Genomic DNA, 17,829 nt, shown 5'->3' with positions numbered 1-17,829 from the left:
ACTTACATTCTTATACTAATAACAAAACCCTCCCCTGAATGAACAGAGAAGGGTTTCTTCCACTTAAAACAATAACACCATTATCTCCAGCCCCCGCCAAGTGACCTGTATAACTGGGCCACAGCGTTCAGCTGGTCTCTTTTTAATGCTGCCAGATCCAGTTCGCTCTGCAGCACATTGCTTTGTGCATTTATAACTTCCAGATAATTGGCCATACCGCTTTTGAACAGCATGTCGGCATTGGTTGTCGCTTTGTGCAGGTTGGCCACTCGATCTGCCGCAAACTCCTGCTCCTGTTTAAGTTTCTCTACCCTCACCAGTGCGTCTGATACTTCGCCTACAGCTTTTAGTACCGACTGCCTGAAGGCAATAACTGCTTTTTCACGCTCTACTTTAGCTACTTCATATTGCGTACGAAGCTGCTTTCTTTGCAACAGTGGCTGTGTAACGCTACCGGCCACCATACCAAATAATGAAGCTGGCATATTAAACCAGTTATCTGATTTGAAAGAGTTAAGACCGCCTGTCGCTGTAATGTTCAGCGCCGGGTACATAGAGGCTTTGGTTACCCCTACTCTTGCATTGGCCGATACAAGTTCATATTCTGATGCCTTAACATCGGGCCTGTGATTTAAAATTGATGACGGAACTCCAGATGATAGTTCTGTAAGCAAAGGCGTAAGATCCAGCGTGCTGCTTCTCACGATTTCTGACGGAAGCGCACCTGTAAGTAAGCTCAGCCCATTCTCCTGGATGATGATTTCTTTTTCCAGCATGGGTACTATCTGTGCAGCTTTTAATCGTTGTGTTTCTGTCTGCTGAATGGCAAGCGATGTCACCTGCCCTGCATCAAACTGCATTTTTACAATACGCAATGTATTCTCATTCAGTGCAAGGTTCTTTTTGGCAATAGCCAATTGTGAATCCAGCATCAGCAGGTTATAGTAACCCTGTGCTACACCCGCAACAAGATTCGTCTGGATAAGTTTTCTTGCTTCTTCTGTTTTCAAGTATTGGTTCAATGCCTCTTTTTTACGGCCTTTCAGCTTACCCCAGATATCCGCTTCCCACGAAAGGGAAAGATTCGCGTTATAATCTTCGATGTGGCCTGTACCTAAAAAGTTATTGGCACTAAGTCCGTTAAGGCTGTTATCTGAAACAATAGTAGTACTTGCCCCAACATTCGCATTAAGCTGCGGTATATTGTTCCATTTAGTCTGCCTGAACTGCAGCTGTGCAGCCTCAATATTCTTAAGGGCAGTCTGCATATCATAATTCCCGGCAATGGCTTTACCAATCAGATCCTGAAGGGTGGCATCGGGAAAGAATTGTTTCCATTCTATAGTAGCGATACTGGTTGTATCAGCACTGGCTGCCGCGTTCCTGTATTCCTGCGGAAGTTCAGGTTCCGGTGTAGGTATATCTTTTGACACTTTACAGCCTGTTAGTATCAGGAATGCTGTAAAGAGCAGATAAATATTATACGTTTTCATTTTAATGGTGGTGTATATTTAAGTTGATTCCTTTAGTCACTGTCTCCGACCTCCCTTTCATTAGTGGTGAAAGGGAGCGGACAGCTTTATAAACAAACATTTAAGGATAATTTCTTATTTAACTAATTCTAATTCTTCTTTAAGGCTGTCAACTTCGTCGCTTCCAACAGCAGTCAACGGTCTGCCGGACACTTTTTCCTGCAGGTACTGGAACACGATGAACAGTACTGGAATGATGAACAGTCCTAATACAACACCGCTTATCATACCTCCTGCAGCACCTATACTGATGGAGTGGTTACCCTGGGCAGATGGGCCTACGGCGCTCATCATTGGGATAAGTCCCACAATAAAAGCAAGCGAAGTCATGATAATTGGCCTCAGCCTCAGTTTGGCTGCCTCCATGGCAGAAGAGACCAACGACTTGCCTGCCCTTCGTCGCTGAACGGCAAACTCTACAATAAGGATAGCATTCTTAGCAAGTAATCCTATAAGCATCACGAGTGCTACCTGAACATAAATATTATTTGAAATTCCCGTCATGCCTATCGCTGCAAATACCCCAAACACTCCTGTTGGTATTGAAAGGATTACAGCCATTGGTAGGATATAACTTTCGTACTGTGCTGCAAGAAGGAAATACACAAATAGCAAACTCAGCATGAATACAACTGCCGACTGTCCGCCGGAAATAATCTCTTCCCTTGTCATACCCGAAAACTCATAAGAGTAGCCCGGTGGCAAATGTTTAGCAGCAACTTCTTCTACAGCCTTGATGGCCGCTCCGGAGCTAAAACCAGGCTTAGGAATAGCATTTACCGTCATTGAGTTGAACAGGTTATATCGCGAAGCGTTTTCCGGCCCATATACCCTTTCCAGTTTTACGAGCGTATTTATCGGCACCATTTCGCCGGTTTTATTTTTCACGAATACGCCTCCCAGTGATTCAGGATTTGCACGTGTATCTTTATCGGCCTGAACCATTACACGGTAATACTTACCAAATCGGTTAAAGTCTGATACCTGTGCACTACCGTAATATGCCTGAACGGTCTGGAGAAGCTCTTTAACACTAACACCCAGCTGCTCTGCCTTAACATCATCTACTATCATTTCATACTGAGGGTAATCGGCACGGAATGGTGTAAAAGCAACTGCTATTTCCGGCCTCTTCATTAACTCCATAATGAAGTTATTACCTATTCCGCTAAATTTATCCAACCTTCCTCCGGTACGATCCTGAAGTACAAAGTCCAGTCCGTCGATATTACTGAATCCCGGTACTGTAGGGAATGTGAACACAAAGAAGTTTGCGCCTTTTACAGCCGAAAGCCTTTGCCTTACATCATTCATGATATCATCTATATTGCGCATTTCGCCACGCTCATTATTTTCTTTCAGCAATATAAAGGCAACACCAAATGATGGACTCGATGATTGCGTAAGCATATTGAATCCTGAAAGTATATTTACAGTACGCTGGTAGGGTGCCGGCGCAAGTATTTTCTCAACCTGGGCTAACGCTTCCGTTGTACGCTCAAGCGAAGTACCTGCCGGCATGGAAGCAGAGATGGCAATAAAGCCCTGGTCTTCTGAAGGAATGAATCCTGACGGCGTGGTTTTGATCATCCAGGCGGTAGCAAGCACTACAAGTCCAAGCCCACCCAGGCTATACCATCTGTAACGGATCAGGAATTTAATGCTGCCCATATAACGGTTGGTTACCTTATCGAAGCCAACATTAAACCCTTTAAAGAATCGCTCTTTAAAATTTGGCTTATGCTGCTCTATACCATTATGTTCATGGCCGTGGCCAACATGCGGTTTCAGGAATAAAGCTGCCAAGGCCGGACTAAGCGTTAATGCATTAACCGCCGAAATTACAATCGCTATGGCCAGCGTAAGGGCAAACTGTCTGTAGAATACACCCGTTGATCCTTCCATAAAGCCTACCGGCAAGAATACCGCCGACATTACCAGTGTGATAGAGATAATAGCTCCTGTAATTTCACTCATTGCAGATACGGTTGCCTGTTTTGGCTGATAACCCTTCTCGAGTTTGGAGTGCACCGCCTCGACGACGACAATCGCATCATCGACGACAATACCAATAGCCAGTACTAATGCGAACAACGTAAGCAGGTTGATTGAAAAACCAAAAAGCGACATGAAAAAGAACGTACCTAACAAGGCTACCGGAACTGCTATTGCAGGTATTAGTGTTGACCTGAAATCCTGAAGGAAAAGATAAACCACTATAAATACAAGTATGAATGCCTCTAAAAGTGTATGTTCTACCTGTGCGATGGATGCATCAAGGTTTCGTTTGGTATTATAAAGTATAAGATACTTAACATCTTTAGGGAAGTTCTTAGATGCCTTCTCCATAAGTTTTGCAATCTCCACCTGGATGTCGTTAGCATTAGAGCCCGGCAGCTGTATAACTGCAATATTTACCCCCGGTTTACCATCTACCCTGGTATAGTTACCATAGCTGTAGGCACCAAATTCAACACGGGCTACATCTTTAAGTCGCAAAATCGATCCATCAGGATTAGTGCGTACAATTATATTTTCGTAATCGGCAGGCTTGTTCAGCTTACCTTTATATTTAATAACATATTCAAACGACTCGGTACTGCTTTCTCCAAATTTACCCGGAGCAGCTTCAAGGTTTTTATCCTGAATAGCCGCCATTACCTCTCTTGGCGCAATATTATAAGTACTCATTTGAGCCGGCTTAAGCCAAACCCTCATAGAGTAATCCTTATTACCCCCAAATATTGAGGACTGCCCTACTCCCGGAATCCTTTTAATATCAGGAATAATGTTTATTTGCGAATAGTTGGCAAGGAATGTCTGGTCATAAGCTGAAGGATTATCAGAATACATAGAGACCACCATAATAAGGCTGTTCTGTTGTTTTGCTGTAGTTACACCAGCCTGAATAACCTCTGCAGGAAGCTGGCTCGTTGCCTGAGACACCCTGTTCTGAACGTTTACGGCTGCCTGATCAGGGTTAGTGCCAAGCTTAAAATAAACAGTGATAACAAGAGAACCGTCATTACTCGCAGTAGAGCTCATATAGCTCATATTCTCTACACCGTTTATAGCTTCTTCAAGTGATGGTGCTACCGACCTTAGTACGGTCTCGGCATTTGCACCGGGATATAAAGCCGTTACCTGTACCGCCGGTGGGGCGATGTCAGGAAACTGCTGCAAGGGCAGTTTTGTAAGGCCAAGAACCCCTAAAATTACCAATAGGACGGATATGACCGTAGCCAAAACCGGCCGGTCTATAAATTTCTTTAACATGGTTTGTTTTGCTTAAGTGATTAGTTAGTAATTATTTAACTGCAACTTCTTCCTGAATTTTCTCAGGGATGATAACCGTACCGTCTGCAAGGGTTTCGAAGCCTTTGTACACGATCCTGTCGCCTGCTTTAAGACCGTCTTTAATAAGATAATCTGTTCCGCTTTTGCCTAAAATAGTTACCGGTGTCTTGGTTACTTTGTTGTCTTTATCTACAATATATACAAACACCTTGTCCTGAACTTCTGCCGTAGCAGACTGTGGAACAGTAATAGCATTCGCATGGCTGATGCCAAGACGCACCTTTCCTGTATTGCCTGAACGAAGAAGCCCTTTGGTATTAGGGAAATTAGCCCTTAAGGTTATAGCACCTGTAGTACGGTCAAACTGCCCGTCTACCATGTCTATTCTACCTTTTTGCTCATATTCGCTGCCATCTGCAAGCAGCAGGCTAACAGCAGGAAGCTTTTTAAGTTTGTCGCTAAGAGTAGTGCCTTCGTGCTTATCCCTGAAAGCAATGAAATCAGCCTCTCCCAAAGAGAAGTAAGCGTGCACTTCAGTTATATCAGACATTAAAGTAAGAGGTATCGGATCAGCTGCAGAAACAAGGCTTCCCTGCTTTTTGGGAAGTCGGGTAATATAACCGTCTACAGGTGCAGTAATAAGTGTATACCCAAGGTTTATCCTGGCAGATGCTACAGCAGCTTCGGCCTGTTTTTTATTAGCTTCAGCAATTTTTACAGATGCTTTTGCATTCTTAAGCTGATATTCAGAGATTACCTTACCTTCAAAAAGTGGGGTCATTTTCTCAACCTCAAGCTTTGCATTGATAAGTGCACCTTCAGCTCCGTTTAAAGCTCCCTGTGCATTATTAAGCAATTCGCGGTAACGGCTTTCGTTGATCTTAAAAATAGGCTGCCCTGCTTTTACAAAAGCCCCTTCGTCAACAAATACCTTATCAAGGTAACCGTCTACCTGAGGGCGAATCTCTACGTTTACCCTCCCTTCAACGGTAACGGGATACTCCTGATAGGTAACTGCTTCCGCCTGTCCTATTGACAATACAGGAACTGAAACAGCCTGAGGAGCAGCCGCCTGCTCTTCTCCTCCTCCGGTAAATCCGTAGAAGGCAATGCCTGCAACAAGTACTATAGCTATGATAATTATTATACGTTTCATAATAAAGTTAAATAATTTAATGATGTTAAGTGATAGTCCAAAAAAATTAAAAATAATGATTGATGATTGCGCTTTATGCTTTTAAACCATTTAACAGCGTTAAGTAGTTTTGCAAAAAAAAGCAGTAGTGCTAAAAAAGAGTTCTCATGATTATATACTAATTAAATGATTTAATGGTGTTAAGTGAAATGCAAAATTTTTTTATTCTTTAATGTACCGGACAATGCCGTTAATCGCGTCTTTCAGTATTTGTTTATTGATATCATCTGATAAGCCATTACCAACAATATTGATGGAAATAAGCCCATGTATAACTGAAAAGAACGTAAAATATTTTTGCTTGATAACTTCCGGTTTAGGATTCTCATCTTCCATCAGTTGAGCAATAACATTACTTATCAGTGTGTACGGCGCATCGGTTTCGGTATTGCGCTGTGCACAACAAGTCATCTCTACTCCATACATAAGCTGGTACATTTCTTTGTTCTTTAGAGCAAAGTTCCAGTAGGCCAGCCACATCCCTTCCAGTTGCTCGGCAGGATCATTCGATTCTGTTTTTGCAGCTTCCAGGTCTTTTGTCAAAATCCCGAACCCCTTACAGGTAAGTTCCTGTAGTATAGCTTCTTTGTTAGAAAAATATTCGTAAATTATAGGAGCTGTATATTCAATCTTGTCAGCGATCTTGCGCATGCTCAGACCTTGCCAGCCTTCTTCCTTTACTATCTCTCTCGCAGCTTTAAGTATATTCGAACGGGTTTCTTCTTTCTGTCTTAATATTCTCTCTTTACTTCCCATTTAATAGCTTTTAAATTACTTAACAGCGTTAAGCAAAGGTAAGGTGTTATAATTTACGTTTACAGTTTTTCTTTATCACTTTTATTTATAGCTGTCATAAACAAAACTTATACCGCCTTTAAATAAAGATCTTATCAAGGTCTTCCTTGCATATTGGCTTCAAAAAATATCCTTTAACAGCCCCGTCAAACTCTTTGGATTTATTAATATCCACTTCGTTATTCGAAGAACTTATCATGTATATGGTAGGTGTTTTCGAAAGTCCATGGGATATTTTTCCAAATTCTTCCAGGAATTGCCAACCGTTCATGATAGGCATATTTACATCCAGCAATATAAGGTCAGGCAATATATCTTCACCGTTGTTCTTTTTTATGTAATCTATAGCGTCAGAACCATTCACAAAAAATGTAGACGCAACATCTATCCCATTCTGCTTGAACAGGTTTTTCAACAGAAAATGATAGATCTTATCATCATCTATTACATAAAGGTTGCTAATCTTCTTCATCAAAATAAACTTTAAATGTAGTTCCTTTATTTAATTCACTGTTCACTTCAATTTTCCCACCCATGGCCTCAACCTGGTTCTTTGTTATAAACAAGCCTATGCCTCGAGCATTTTGGTTCTTATGGAATGTTTTATACATGCCAAAAAGGGAATTTTTATGTTTTTTCATATCAATTCCGAGTCCGTTATCTGTAATCGAAAGTGCTTTTTTTCCGTCAATTATCTCAAAATCATAGGATATCATTGGCTTCCTGTCCGGACTTGAGTATTTAATGGCATTTGTTGTAAAATTAAGCAATATACTCTCAAGATAAGCAGGATTATACTCTACAGTAACGTCCAAAGGTATATTTATCTCAATATCAACATTATGCTTCTTTATTTCGTTATGCAAAATGTTAAGGATGTTCTTTAAGTAGTGTCTTAAATTAAGCTTTTCTCTTACGTTTTTAATTTCGGTCTGTATCTCAACAAGTTCCTTTAAGTGGCTGATAGTTATGGTCAGACCATCAGAAATTGATTCAAGGTGCTGCAACATCTCCTCTCTTTCTTCTTCATTGGCAGTCTTAAAGAGATCCAGCAGCATTTTAAGATTACTGGCATGCGACCTTAAATTATGGGATACGATGTGTGCAAAATTATTAAGGCGGTTATTCTGACTGACAATAATATTTATAGTATTACCCAGTTCAACCTCTTTTTCCTTGAGCTGATTAATATCTTTTAATGTGCCTATAGCCCTTGACGGGTTTCCGTCTTCATCATAACTCACTACTCTGCCACGGCTCAATACCCACCTGTACTTGCCCTGATCTGTGAGTATACGATAAATGCTCTCATAAGAAGCATTCTTCTTTTTAAAATAATCGGTTTTGCTTTTATCATAAGCAAGGGAATCGTCCGGATGGATACGGCTAAGCCAAAAGGTATTCGGAAAGTAAGCCTCAACCTCTTTCTTTCCCATTATCTTCATGAGCTGTGCAGAAAAATATACAACATTTGTCTTCATATCCCAGTCCCATATGCCTTCAGATGCCGCCTTAAGGGCATAATTAAAACGCTCCTCCGACACGTGAAGCCTGGCCTCCTGCTCTTTATGATCGGTTATGTCGGTTGCCCTGCCATAAAAACTTACAGAACCATCGGGTTTTACTTCGGGAACTGCTGTTACCCGCATCCATCGCAAACCTTTATCCGGCAGCTGAAGCCTGTAAGTATGATCCCATTTCATAAGTTTTTTTCGAGAATCTTCAAGGCTCTCAATAAATGGCAGTGCATCTTCAGGCACCATGCGGTCATAAAAGTAATGATGAGGATCCGACTGGAACACATCCTGAGGAATTTCATAAAGATCTTTAATGCTTTCGCTTAAAAAAATAATGGCATATTTTTCTGTTTCTATGTTCCATCGTATTTTAAAAATAAGATCCGGAACCTGATCCAGCAGTTTTTTATAAAAAGCATTCAGGCTTTCGCCATCATATATATCCTGTTTATCAAAAATCTTCATCCTCCTTTTTCGAAATTAAGTCAAGTGTTAAAATTAAGAACTTTTACTAAAAAAACATGGGTTTTTCTATTAAATTATCGCCTCGGATGGTATGTATTCAAAATTGTATTAAGGAATTTTCTGTCTATATGCATATAGATCTCTGTGGTAGTGATAGATTCGTGTCCCAACATTAATTGAATGGAACGAAGGTCGGCACCATTTTCTAAAAGGTGCGTTGCAAATGAATGCCTGAATGTATGTGGACTGATGGTCTTATTTAACCCTATCTTAACGGCAAGGTCTTTTATTATGGTAAACACCATAGCACGCGTAAGTGCTTTGCCCCTACGGTTAAGGAACAGGGTATCCTCCTGCCCTTTTTGGATAGTAAGTTTGTTTCGATCGGTAGTCACATATAGATTTATATATTTTTGGGTAGATAATCCAATGGGTACAAAACGCTGCTTATTACCCTTACCCGTTATTTTAATAAATCCCTCTTCAAAGAATAAGTCTGAAAGCTTTAAAGTTACCAGTTCCGAAACCCTTAGCCCACAGCTGTAAAGTGTCTCCAGCATTGCCCGGTTGCGTTCGCCCTGCGATTTGCCTTCTTTATCAACTTTTGTCATCTCAATGGCAGCAATAAGAGCGTCAATTTCATTTACCGAGAGCGTATCGGGAAGCTTTCGCCCAATTTTTGGCACTTCAATAAGCTCCATTGGGGTGTCTTTTCGGTAATTTTCAAACACCAAATAGTTAAAAAAACTCTTAAGACCGGAAATTATACGTGCCCTTGAACGTGGATTAAGTTCCGCTGCAATATGATAAATAAACTGTTGGATCACTTCCTCATCGATTACAATAGGCGATACATCAATACAATTGCTATCAAGGTAATCTACAAGCCTTTGCACGTCAAAACAATAATTTTCGATAGAATTTATAGCCAATCCACGCTCAATTTTGAGGTATGATTTATAGTCATTTATAAATTTAATCCAACTTTTCATACACGGTTAAAGTTATGTGAATTAAGAATCCTTTCAGAATTGCACCAATAGTAATGGTATAATTTTGAAATACAAAACTAAAACTTATAAAGTGATGAAACTATTTAAAATGTTATCAGTAGGTGCATTATTACTAGCGGGAGCAGTAACGTATGCACAAAACCCTAAGGGGATGTCGCCAAGCTTTGGTGTAAAAGGTGGTGTTAACTTTGCAACAATATCGGGTGACGATTTTGACAGCCCCGATTCAAGAACCAGCTTTCACGTAGGTGCACTGGCTGAGTTTCCAATGGCAGATATTTTCTCAATTCAGGTTGAGGCATTGTACTCAGGACAAGGTTTTAAATCGGACTACGAAAGCTTTCTTGGCGAAAATGAGAAAGTAGAATACCAATTGGATTACATAAATGTACCTGTACTTGCTAAAGTATACGTATTGGAAGGATTAAGCCTTGAGGTAGGTCCCCAGTTCAGCTTTAAGGTAAACGAAGAAATTGACGGTGACCCAACAGATAATGAGGGGGATATTGACCTTAACGAAGCTAAAGATTTTGAATTTGGTGTAGCTGCCGGTGTTACTTTCCAAACCCAGATGGGATTATTTGCATCAGGAAGGTATAACCTTGGTCTGACTGATATTTTTGAAAACAGTGACGCAAGAAATTCTGTTTTCCAGATAGGTGTAGGATATAAATTTTAAGCATATAGTATTGGTTAAAATTAACAAAGCCTCCGCAATGCGGAGGCTTTTGCCATATAACTAAATACAAATATTAGAATTTGTAAACCATACCAAAGTTGATATCGCTAAAGTTAGCACCAAAATTGAAAGTGTTTGTAGAATCAGCACCATCAACATCCGGCTTAAGCGTATTGTAACCTAAGATTCCGAAAGTAGCCTCGAAAGCAATGTGGTCAGATACGAAATAGCTAACACCCGGAGCTAGTCCGATGTTTACACCATTTTCTTTGTACTCAGGTTCTCCTTCATCTTCTACTTTGTTAGAAACGTAACCAACTGAAAGTTGTCCGAAGAAAGATAAGTTTCTTGCTGGAGTGAAATAATATCTACCAAATGCACCAACTTCAAGACCTGTTTGTTTGTTTTCTACATCTCCTGCAGGAGTTTCAACTGTATCTTTACCAGATGTAAAACCTAATTGAACACCTACAGCAATGTTACTAGTTACAAAGTAACCTGCTTTTGGAGAAAAGTTGAAAGTGTTAGTTTTTGCATCACCAGTTTTTTCACTGCCGAATCCAACTGAACCTGTAATAAACACATCTCCTTCAGAGAAACCAGTTGTAGCTGCTTCCTGAGCATTAGCGAAACCAAAAGCCATTACAGCGATAGCTGATAATAAAATTTTTTTCATTTTAAATTGATTTGATTATTTGACTGCAAAGCTATATAAAATTATTAATAGGAAAATACCCTTTGTTAGGTATTTTTTATAGTTACAATATAGTAACCTGGCATTCACACAGTAAGCCGTTTTAAAAGCATAAAAAAAGCCTCCATTAATGGAGGCTTACTATAATGTGAATTCATTCTTAGAATTTGTATGCAACACCAACAGTAACAGCAGATACATTTCCACCATCTACCGAGATCCCTTTGTAACCTAAATAAACATCAAGCTGTTCAGCAATATGGTAACCTACTTTTGGCTGGTAGTAAAAACCACCATCTCCGTCTCCGCTTCCTGCATAGATAGCATAACCAAGATCAGCTCCGATAAAGAAAGCATCAAAAGAATACTGCCCGGTAGCAGCTACTGGTATGTACCCAAAGTCATCTGCTTTTATTGAACCACCACCCGGTACATCATAGTCTTTGCCCAAAAAATGAGTATATCCTGTTGTTATACCTGCAGAAAAACTGTCAGCTACAGGCCAAAGATATGATACATCTGCACCAAAGTTAAAAGAAGAAACATCGCCTGCATCCCCAATTGGAGCACCTAAATGAATACCTGCCTGAAAACCACTCTCCTGAGCCTGTGCAGCAAAACCAAATGCCATAACAGCTATGGCTGATAAAAAGACTTTTTTCATTTGTTTTAAATTTTAGTTATTGTGTAAATCAAAAATATCAAAATAATTAACACTTAAATTATCGATTAACGTGTCTTTTTAACTATTTTATCAACAATATTTATATATCCAAAATACTGAAGATTTTTATTTAAGGACAAGAAAAACAAATTTACTTAAAATCAACAAGTTACATAAAAAGACCTCCTAAAACCCAACATATTGAAAAATCATCACCATTTAACCCTATAATACAAATAATTAAAGAAAAATTAACATTTTAAAAAAGCCAAAATACGGTTAAAAAACTTTCATTAGTACTACTTTTCTTTACTTTTGCAATGTATATCACCGTAATTAAAGATTGCGCATGTTTATATGAAATATAAGAATAACCATTTTTAAATAAATAAAACCATGAAAAAGATCATTTTCTTATTTGTAGCGCTGGCAGGAAGCTTTGCCGCGCAGGCACAAGGCATTAACTTTGGTATTAAAGCCGGAGCTAACTTCGCTAATTTCTCAGGAGACATTGACACTGACGGAATAACTAACTTCCACGCAGGTGCGGTATTGGAGCTAAACATTGTTCCAATGTTCTCTGTACAGGCTGAAGGTTTATTCTCTTCTCAGGGTGGTAAGTATGACACAGTACTTGACGGTGCTGAAGATATTAACCTTGATTATATCGCAGTACCTGTACTGGCTAAATTCTACATCCTTCCGGACAGATTAAGCATAACCGCAGGACCTCAGTTCTCTTTCCTTGTAAGCGATGCTGACGAAGTTCTTAAAACCAAGAGTTTTGATCTTGCCGCCTCAGGAGGTGTTGAACTAAAAATTATCGCAGGCCTTTTTGCACAGGCACGTTATAACGTAGGTTTAACTGACATTAATGATGATGGCGACTTTAGTGGTAATGTTAAGAACAATGTATTCCAGCTTTCTGTTGGGTATATGTTCTAAGAAATATATAGATTATGCAAAAGCCGGTATATCTTTTAAGATATGACCGGCTTTTTTATAGGCCAATGTGTTAAAAATACTATTAAAGCATATACAGCATACCTCACTAATACTTACTTTTACAATACAAAAATCACTGATGAAGATCATTATTATTAACGGACCTAATCTTAACCTGTTAGGTGTACGCGAACCTGAGATTTACGGCGGACGCACTTTTGAGGACTATCTTGCCGAATTGCAGCAAAAATTCCCAGGGATAAAGCTGGAATACTTTCAGAGCAATATAGAGGGTGAAATAATAACCAGGATTCAGGAGACAGGCTTTACTTATGATGGTATAGTGCTCAATGCCGGCGCTTACACACATACCTCAATAGGTATTGCCGATGCGGTAAAAGCTGTAACATCTCCCGTGATCGAGGTGCATATATCAAATACTTTCTCAAGGGAAACCTTCAGACACCAGTCATACCTCTCCCCTGTGGCTGCAGGAGTGATAGTCGGCTTTGGCCTAAAAGGTTATGAACTCGCGCTACAGGCGCTGTTACCATAAAAAAACTACTATGAAAAATGTTCTGATACTACTATTGCTGCTTGCCGGCCTGACCTCCTATGCTCAGGTAAAAGGCCATGTAAACGCCAAAACCGGCGAACCCGTACCTTTTGCAGGCATAATGGTAGAAGGAACCTATAATAGTACCTCAACTAACGAAGACGGAAGCTATTCTTTGAATGTTTCCGCTAAAGGGCATTATACACTTATATTTCAGTCGCTGGGCTACAAGACCCGGGAGATAACCATAGATATTACCTCCTTTCCACATACCCTTAATGTAACTTTAGAGGAAGAAAAATTTAACCTGAAAGAGGTAGTTATTTCTAATACTGATAATCCTGCCAATGCCATTATCCATAAAGCAATTGAACACCGAAAAGAAAACAGCCAACGCATTATGGGCTTTGAAGCCGATTTCTACTCGCGTGGGATCTTCAGATTGAGGAATGTGCCTGATAAGATACTGGGACAAAAAGTAGGTGACTTTGGTGCATCGCTCGATAAATCAGGGAACGGGATATTATATCTTTCCGAAACCTCATCACATGTAAAATACCAGCAACCCGACAAGATGCACGAACGTGTTATCGCTTCAAAAGTAAGCGGAGACGATAATGGCGTGAGCTACAACAATGCTGCAGCAGCCGAGTTTGATTTTTACCAAAACTATATTCCATTTGAAGTGAACGCAATTTCTCCTATTGCTGACAACGCTTTTAATTATTACAATTATCAGTTGGAAAGCACTTTTTTTGCCAATGACAAATACCTCATCAACAAGATAAAAGTCACTCCAAAAAGAGATAAAGAACCTGCCTTTAGCGGTTACATCTATATTGTCGAGGATACCTGGCAGCTCTATGGTATTGACCTCTCCATAAAAGGCAGCCAGATACAAAAAGACCTGCTTAACATCCTAACCATAAAACAGAATTTTGGCTACAACAACAAAGAGAAAGTATGGACAAAAAACATACAGACACTCGATTTTGATGCCGGACTGTTCGGGGTGGGATTTAACGGAAGATTCTCTTATGTATACAGTAATTTTAAACTGAATCCCGAATTTGAGCCTAAAACATTTGGCCCGGAAATACAGCGTTTTGAGGAAGGTGCTAATGACAAACCCGACTCTTACTGGAATAAAATACGCCCTATACCTCTAACACAGGATGAAATTACAGATTACCGCCGAAAAGACAGCCTTCAGGAAATAAGCGGCAGGAAGTCGCACATGACAGCAATGGACAGGAAACGTAATCGCTTTAAATGGCTGTCTACCCCAATAGGGCATGTATACTACAATACCGAAAAGAACTGGCAGATAAGCTATACCGGAATCATCCGCAGGCTTGGTTTTAATACCGTACAAGCCTATAACCTTGCTCCCGGTTTTTATTTTACAAAACATAATCCTGATAAAAAAACCTACACCACCATAGGCACCGACCTTAACTATGGCTTTGCAGAACAGCGCTTCAGGGCAACAGGAACCATTTCGCATAAGTTCAATAATTTCACGAAACGCATTATAACCCTTAAAGGAGGCAGCAGCATAGAGCAGTTTAATCCTGAGAATCCTATTAACCGTATTGTAAATAGCGTAAGTACGTTATTCTTTAAGGACAATTACATGAAATTGTATGATAACAATTTTCTTCGCCTGAGTTATGAAGAAGAAGTGACCAATGGCCTTTATTTATACGGTACGGCTGAATATACACGTAAACGTTCCTTACTAAACAACACAGAGTTCTCAACACTAAAGAACCTGTACAAGCCTTATACATCGAACAATCCTTTGCTACTGGATCTGCCCCTGCTTCAATACGACAACCGTTTGCCTGCTTTTCAAAAGCATGACATGTACAAAATATCACTGGCTACAAAAATCAGCTTCGGGCAGAAATACAGAACACGCCCCGACGGCAGGGAAACCATACCAAGCGATAAGTACCCACGCATTTTCCTAAAGTATGAAAAAGGCTTTGCGGCAAGCATAAGCGATTATAATTTTGACCATCTTTCGGCAAAAGTGAATTACGATATTACTGTAGGCAATAAAGGAGAGCTCGGCATGAGCTTCAGGACAGGGAAATTCTTTAATTCAGAAAACATCGCCTTTACTGATTACAGGCATTTTAACGGTAACCAGACACATATTGGTAAATCTGAACGCTACCTGAACGTTTTTAATTTCCTGCCTTACTATTCGCATAGTACCAATGACCAATATTTTGAAGGCCATTTAGAACATAACTTTAAAGGATTTTTAACCAATTCAATTCCGTTATTCAATAAGCTGAATTACCATTTGGTAGCGGGATATCATATTCTTGCCGTACCGGAACGCAGTCCTTATTCGGAATTTACCATTGGTCTTGATAATGTGGGTTGGGGAAAAGCACGCTTTTTCAGGATAGATTACATACGATCGTATGAAAGCGGTTTTATAAGTGATGGGGTAATTTTTGGACTTACGTTCCTGGATATATTTGAGTAATTAAGTTTACAGTTATAAGTTAACGGTTAACAGTCCGCCCAACATTCCTTAAAGTTATAATTAGAATATTAGATAGTGAACTTATTCCTATTCGCTAACAACTGTTCGCTGTAAACTGTAAACCTATAACTAATTCTTCTTCCTGTTCTTCAAAACACTTCCCCTGAAGCCTTCTACAGGATCTTTATGCAGAAAACGCTCAAGGTCTTCCCAGGTAGTGCATAGTATTGGATATTTTACACCATCAAAATCCAATGGCAGCGTTACCGATTCGATTCCGGTAAGGTCTTCCTTCAGATAGTCTTCAAGGTCTTCTACCGAATAGAACCATTCCTTATCAAACTGCATTTTGTTTACGCTCTTGTCTTTTCGGAGTACAGCTTCGGTGAGTTTTTTTATTTCTGCCATCTTTCTTATTTATTCTTTACATATACGTGCTTAATCTTGCTTTTGCCCGTATCTCTTTCATCAACAACAAATTTATCAATACTTTTTATTAGTGCCAGCATTTTAGGGTAACCATAGTTCCTTGAGTCGAAATCCGGCTGCTTTTTCAGGATAAAGTTACCCAGGTCGCCCAGATAGGCCCAGCCATTCTCATCGGCAAGATCGTTTATGCTCTGGCTCAGGAGTTTTATCAGTCTCCTGTCTACTTTACTTATAGGCTGCTTAACAATTGGAGCTGCTTTTTCTTCTTTTGTATCATCTTCATGATCATGATCTGCATCAGCTTTTCCTAAGATCTCAATATAGATAAATTTATCACAGGCTGATATAAACGGAATAAGGGTCTTTTTCTCTCCTATACCTATTACCTTCATTCCTGCTTCGCGAAGGCGGGTCGCAAGACGCGTAAAATCGCTATCGGAAGAAACGATACAAAATCCGTCGACCTTACCAGTATAAAGAATATCCATCGCATCGATGATCATCGCACTATCGGTGGCGTTCTTCCCTGTAGAATAACTGTATTGCTGAATGGGCGTAATTGCATTTTCAAGCAATACCTTTTTCCATCCGGATACGGTAGGCTTGGTCCAGTCGGCATAAATACGTTTAAAGGTGGGTGTACCATATTTGGCGATTTCCTCAAACATTTCCTTCACGTTGGCATAAGGAACATTATCGGCATCAATCAAAACGGCAAGCCTGAGATCCTGAATTGTACTACTCATAAGTATAAGATTTACTCAAAGGTAGCGTAAAACTATGACAGCAGCAGAATTTCCGGTAAACTATTGCAAAGGCCTGTCCCCACTTATTATTTTAGAGATAATCCCCCTCTCCTTTCCTGCATCGGCCATCAAAACACCAACAGTATGCAACACAATGAAAGTAACCGAATAGTATAATGACAGTACGTGAATATCTTCCATGGTATGCTCAAGGCTTTCAGGGCCAAATTCCATCATCAATCCTGTAAATAATGAAGCTCCTAAAAGAATATAGAAAATAACATATACCCACGACTTGAATTTATCATACTGCGAAATGCCTTTCTTTAACGGATTAACAAAACCCGCTCCCTGAACCCAGGTCAGGATCATACGTAATACAAATAGCCCAACTAACACATATCCTGCAATGGTGTGCGTGTTCCACATCGGCTTGCGTACTTTTTTTGCAATCACAAATGCATCGTCCTGATTAATGGGAATATTTTGCTCGTTGAGATTCTCCTGTATTATGATTCCCATACTGCCTTTGTTCATCCACCCCATTCGAAGCAGCACGGTTAGCATGATGTATAAAAAGGTAATCGCAATAGCCCAGTGCAGCAGCCTGCTGGCAAGATTAAATCGTTTTTCTCTCATAAGTACAAATTTAGAGGGCACAGTCGGTTCTGCCAAAAGATTATTTTAAAGCGAATGTTAATTTTATTTCCGCCGCCTGTAAGAAAACGGAAACAAAGTCGTTAATAATGGATAAGAAAAACTTTTTTATGCCTATGATACAACCATTGTAAGACTA

The 17,829-nt window shown here is 39.8% G+C and carries 16 protein-coding genes; 4 read left to right on the top strand and 12 right to left on the bottom strand.

Translation table 11 applies throughout. The features are described 5' to 3' along the window. Positions 1 to 80 precede the first annotated feature (80 nt). From ACX0HA_RS00695 to ACX0HA_RS00665, 7 genes are all read right to left on the bottom strand, one after another. Positions 81 to 1,493 (bottom strand): TolC family protein, encoded by a 1,413-nt coding sequence (locus ACX0HA_RS00695; protein ID WP_458843337.1) that lies wholly within the window; start codon positions 1,491 to 1,493, stop codon positions 81 to 83. Positions 1,494 to 1,607: 114 nt separating this feature from the next. Then, complete coding sequence (locus ACX0HA_RS00690; RefSeq protein WP_458843336.1) at positions 1,608 to 4,808, bottom strand: efflux RND transporter permease subunit; 3,201 nt, start codon at positions 4,806 to 4,808, stop codon at positions 1,608 to 1,610. A 31-nt stretch (positions 4,809 to 4,839) separates the two neighbouring features. Then, on the bottom strand, positions 4,840 to 5,985 hold the full coding sequence (locus tag ACX0HA_RS00685) for an efflux RND transporter periplasmic adaptor subunit (RefSeq protein ID WP_458843335.1): 1,146 nt from the start codon (positions 5,983 to 5,985) through the stop codon (positions 4,840 to 4,842). Between the two features lie 201 nt (positions 5,986 to 6,186). Continuing rightward, the gene (locus tag ACX0HA_RS00680; protein WP_458843334.1) at positions 6,187 to 6,780 is read right to left on the bottom strand and encodes a TetR/AcrR family transcriptional regulator; all 594 of its coding nucleotides are present in this window, start codon (positions 6,778 to 6,780) and stop codon (positions 6,187 to 6,189) included. Positions 6,781 to 6,898: 118 nt separating this feature from the next. Then, the gene (locus ACX0HA_RS00675; RefSeq protein ID WP_458843333.1) at positions 6,899 to 7,291 is read right to left on the bottom strand and encodes a response regulator; all 393 of its coding nucleotides are present in this window, start codon (positions 7,289 to 7,291) and stop codon (positions 6,899 to 6,901) included. Continuing rightward, positions 7,278 to 8,801 carry a sensor histidine kinase gene (locus tag ACX0HA_RS00670; RefSeq protein ID WP_458843332.1) on the bottom strand — a complete coding sequence of 508 codons (1,524 nt, stop codon included), beginning with the start codon at positions 8,799 to 8,801 and terminating at the stop codon, positions 7,278 to 7,280. The genes ACX0HA_RS00675 and ACX0HA_RS00670 overlap by 14 nt, the downstream gene beginning before the upstream one ends. Positions 8,802 to 8,875: 74 nt before the next feature. After that, the gene (locus ACX0HA_RS00665; protein ID WP_458843331.1) at positions 8,876 to 9,793 is read right to left on the bottom strand and encodes a site-specific tyrosine recombinase; all 918 of its coding nucleotides are present in this window, start codon (positions 9,791 to 9,793) and stop codon (positions 8,876 to 8,878) included. A 94-nt stretch (positions 9,794 to 9,887) separates the two neighbouring features. Here ACX0HA_RS00665 and ACX0HA_RS00660 point away from each other — a divergent pair, with 94 nt between their 5' ends. Continuing rightward, a complete protein-coding gene (locus tag ACX0HA_RS00660) occupies positions 9,888 to 10,493 on the top strand; it encodes a porin family protein (RefSeq protein ID WP_458843330.1) in 606 nt (201 codons plus the stop codon). 73 nt (positions 10,494 to 10,566) lie between these two features. Here ACX0HA_RS00660 and ACX0HA_RS00655 read toward each other — a convergent pair whose 3' ends face one another. Both ACX0HA_RS00655 and ACX0HA_RS00650 read right to left on the bottom strand, forming a co-directional pair. Next, entirely contained in the window at positions 10,567 to 11,169 is a 603-nt protein-coding gene (locus ACX0HA_RS00655) for a porin family protein (RefSeq protein WP_458843329.1), read from the bottom strand. 178 nt (positions 11,170 to 11,347) lie between these two features. Further along, entirely contained in the window at positions 11,348 to 11,851 is a 504-nt protein-coding gene (locus tag ACX0HA_RS00650) for an outer membrane beta-barrel protein (RefSeq protein ID WP_458843328.1), read from the bottom strand. Positions 11,852 to 12,247: 396 nt separating this feature from the next. Between ACX0HA_RS00650 and ACX0HA_RS00645 the strand changes: the two genes are divergently transcribed. From ACX0HA_RS00645 to ACX0HA_RS00635, 3 genes are all read left to right on the top strand, one after another. After that, on the top strand, positions 12,248 to 12,796 hold the full coding sequence (locus ACX0HA_RS00645; RefSeq protein ID WP_458843327.1) for a porin family protein: 549 nt from the start codon (positions 12,248 to 12,250) through the stop codon (positions 12,794 to 12,796). 139 nt (positions 12,797 to 12,935) lie between these two features. Next, a complete protein-coding gene (gene aroQ, locus ACX0HA_RS00640) occupies positions 12,936 to 13,352 on the top strand; it encodes a type II 3-dehydroquinate dehydratase (protein ID WP_458843326.1) in 417 nt (138 codons plus the stop codon). Positions 13,353 to 13,362: 10 nt separating this feature from the next. Further along, positions 13,363 to 15,858 (top strand): DUF5686 and carboxypeptidase regulatory-like domain-containing protein, encoded by a 2,496-nt coding sequence (locus ACX0HA_RS00635; protein ID WP_458843325.1) that lies wholly within the window; start codon positions 13,363 to 13,365, stop codon positions 15,856 to 15,858. Positions 15,859 to 15,987: 129 nt separating this feature from the next. On the opposite strand, the gene ACX0HA_RS00630 is transcribed toward ACX0HA_RS00635, so the two are convergent. From ACX0HA_RS00630 to ACX0HA_RS00620, 3 genes are read right to left on the bottom strand one after another with little or no spacing between them, the layout of a single operon-like run. Next, positions 15,988 to 16,266 (bottom strand): hypothetical protein, encoded by a 279-nt coding sequence (locus tag ACX0HA_RS00630; protein WP_458843324.1) that lies wholly within the window; start codon positions 16,264 to 16,266, stop codon positions 15,988 to 15,990. 5 nt (positions 16,267 to 16,271) lie between these two features. Then, the gene (locus ACX0HA_RS00625) at positions 16,272 to 17,033 is read right to left on the bottom strand and encodes an NYN domain-containing protein (RefSeq protein ID WP_458843323.1); all 762 of its coding nucleotides are present in this window, start codon (positions 17,031 to 17,033) and stop codon (positions 16,272 to 16,274) included. A 60-nt stretch (positions 17,034 to 17,093) separates the two neighbouring features. Beyond that, positions 17,094 to 17,672: a cytochrome b/b6 domain-containing protein gene (locus ACX0HA_RS00620; RefSeq protein WP_458843322.1), complete on the bottom strand. Its 579-nt coding sequence runs from the start codon at positions 17,670 to 17,672 to the stop codon at positions 17,094 to 17,096. Positions 17,673 to 17,829: the final 157 nt, after the last annotated feature.

This window comes from Flavobacterium hauense (assembly GCF_054457175.1).
Note: the sequence above shows the minus strand (reverse complement) of the source record. Positions and strands in the feature narration are given on the sequence as shown.

Coding starts and splice junctions, on each gene's coding strand:
- aroQ (WP_458843326.1), top strand. CDS start 12,936: ATGAAGATCATTATTATTAACGGACCTAATCTTAACCTGTTAGGTGTA.
- ACX0HA_RS00665 (WP_458843331.1), bottom strand. CDS start 9,793: ATGAAAAGTTGGATTAAATTTATAAATGACTATAAATCATACCTCAAA.
- ACX0HA_RS00660 (WP_458843330.1), top strand. CDS start 9,888: ATGAAACTATTTAAAATGTTATCAGTAGGTGCATTATTACTAGCGGGA.
- ACX0HA_RS00655 (WP_458843329.1), bottom strand. CDS start 11,169: ATGAAAAAAATTTTATTATCAGCTATCGCTGTAATGGCTTTTGGTTTC.
- ACX0HA_RS00625 (WP_458843323.1), bottom strand. CDS start 17,033: ATGAGTAGTACAATTCAGGATCTCAGGCTTGCCGTTTTGATTGATGCC.
- ACX0HA_RS00645 (WP_458843327.1), top strand. CDS start 12,248: ATGAAAAAGATCATTTTCTTATTTGTAGCGCTGGCAGGAAGCTTTGCC.
- ACX0HA_RS00675 (WP_458843333.1), bottom strand. CDS start 7,291: ATGAAGAAGATTAGCAACCTTTATGTAATAGATGATGATAAGATCTAT.
- ACX0HA_RS00620 (WP_458843322.1), bottom strand. CDS start 17,672: ATGAGAGAAAAACGATTTAATCTTGCCAGCAGGCTGCTGCACTGGGCT.
- ACX0HA_RS00635 (WP_458843325.1), top strand. CDS start 13,363: ATGAAAAATGTTCTGATACTACTATTGCTGCTTGCCGGCCTGACCTCC.
- ACX0HA_RS00685 (WP_458843335.1), bottom strand. CDS start 5,985: ATGAAACGTATAATAATTATCATAGCTATAGTACTTGTTGCAGGCATT.
- ACX0HA_RS00690 (WP_458843336.1), bottom strand. CDS start 4,808: ATGTTAAAGAAATTTATAGACCGGCCGGTTTTGGCTACGGTCATATCC.
- ACX0HA_RS00650 (WP_458843328.1), bottom strand. CDS start 11,851: ATGAAAAAAGTCTTTTTATCAGCCATAGCTGTTATGGCATTTGGTTTT.
- ACX0HA_RS00680 (WP_458843334.1), bottom strand. CDS start 6,780: ATGGGAAGTAAAGAGAGAATATTAAGACAGAAAGAAGAAACCCGTTCG.
- ACX0HA_RS00630 (WP_458843324.1), bottom strand. CDS start 16,266: ATGGCAGAAATAAAAAAACTCACCGAAGCTGTACTCCGAAAAGACAAG.
- ACX0HA_RS00670 (WP_458843332.1), bottom strand. CDS start 8,801: ATGAAGATTTTTGATAAACAGGATATATATGATGGCGAAAGCCTGAAT.
- ACX0HA_RS00695 (WP_458843337.1), bottom strand. CDS start 1,493: ATGAAAACGTATAATATTTATCTGCTCTTTACAGCATTCCTGATACTA.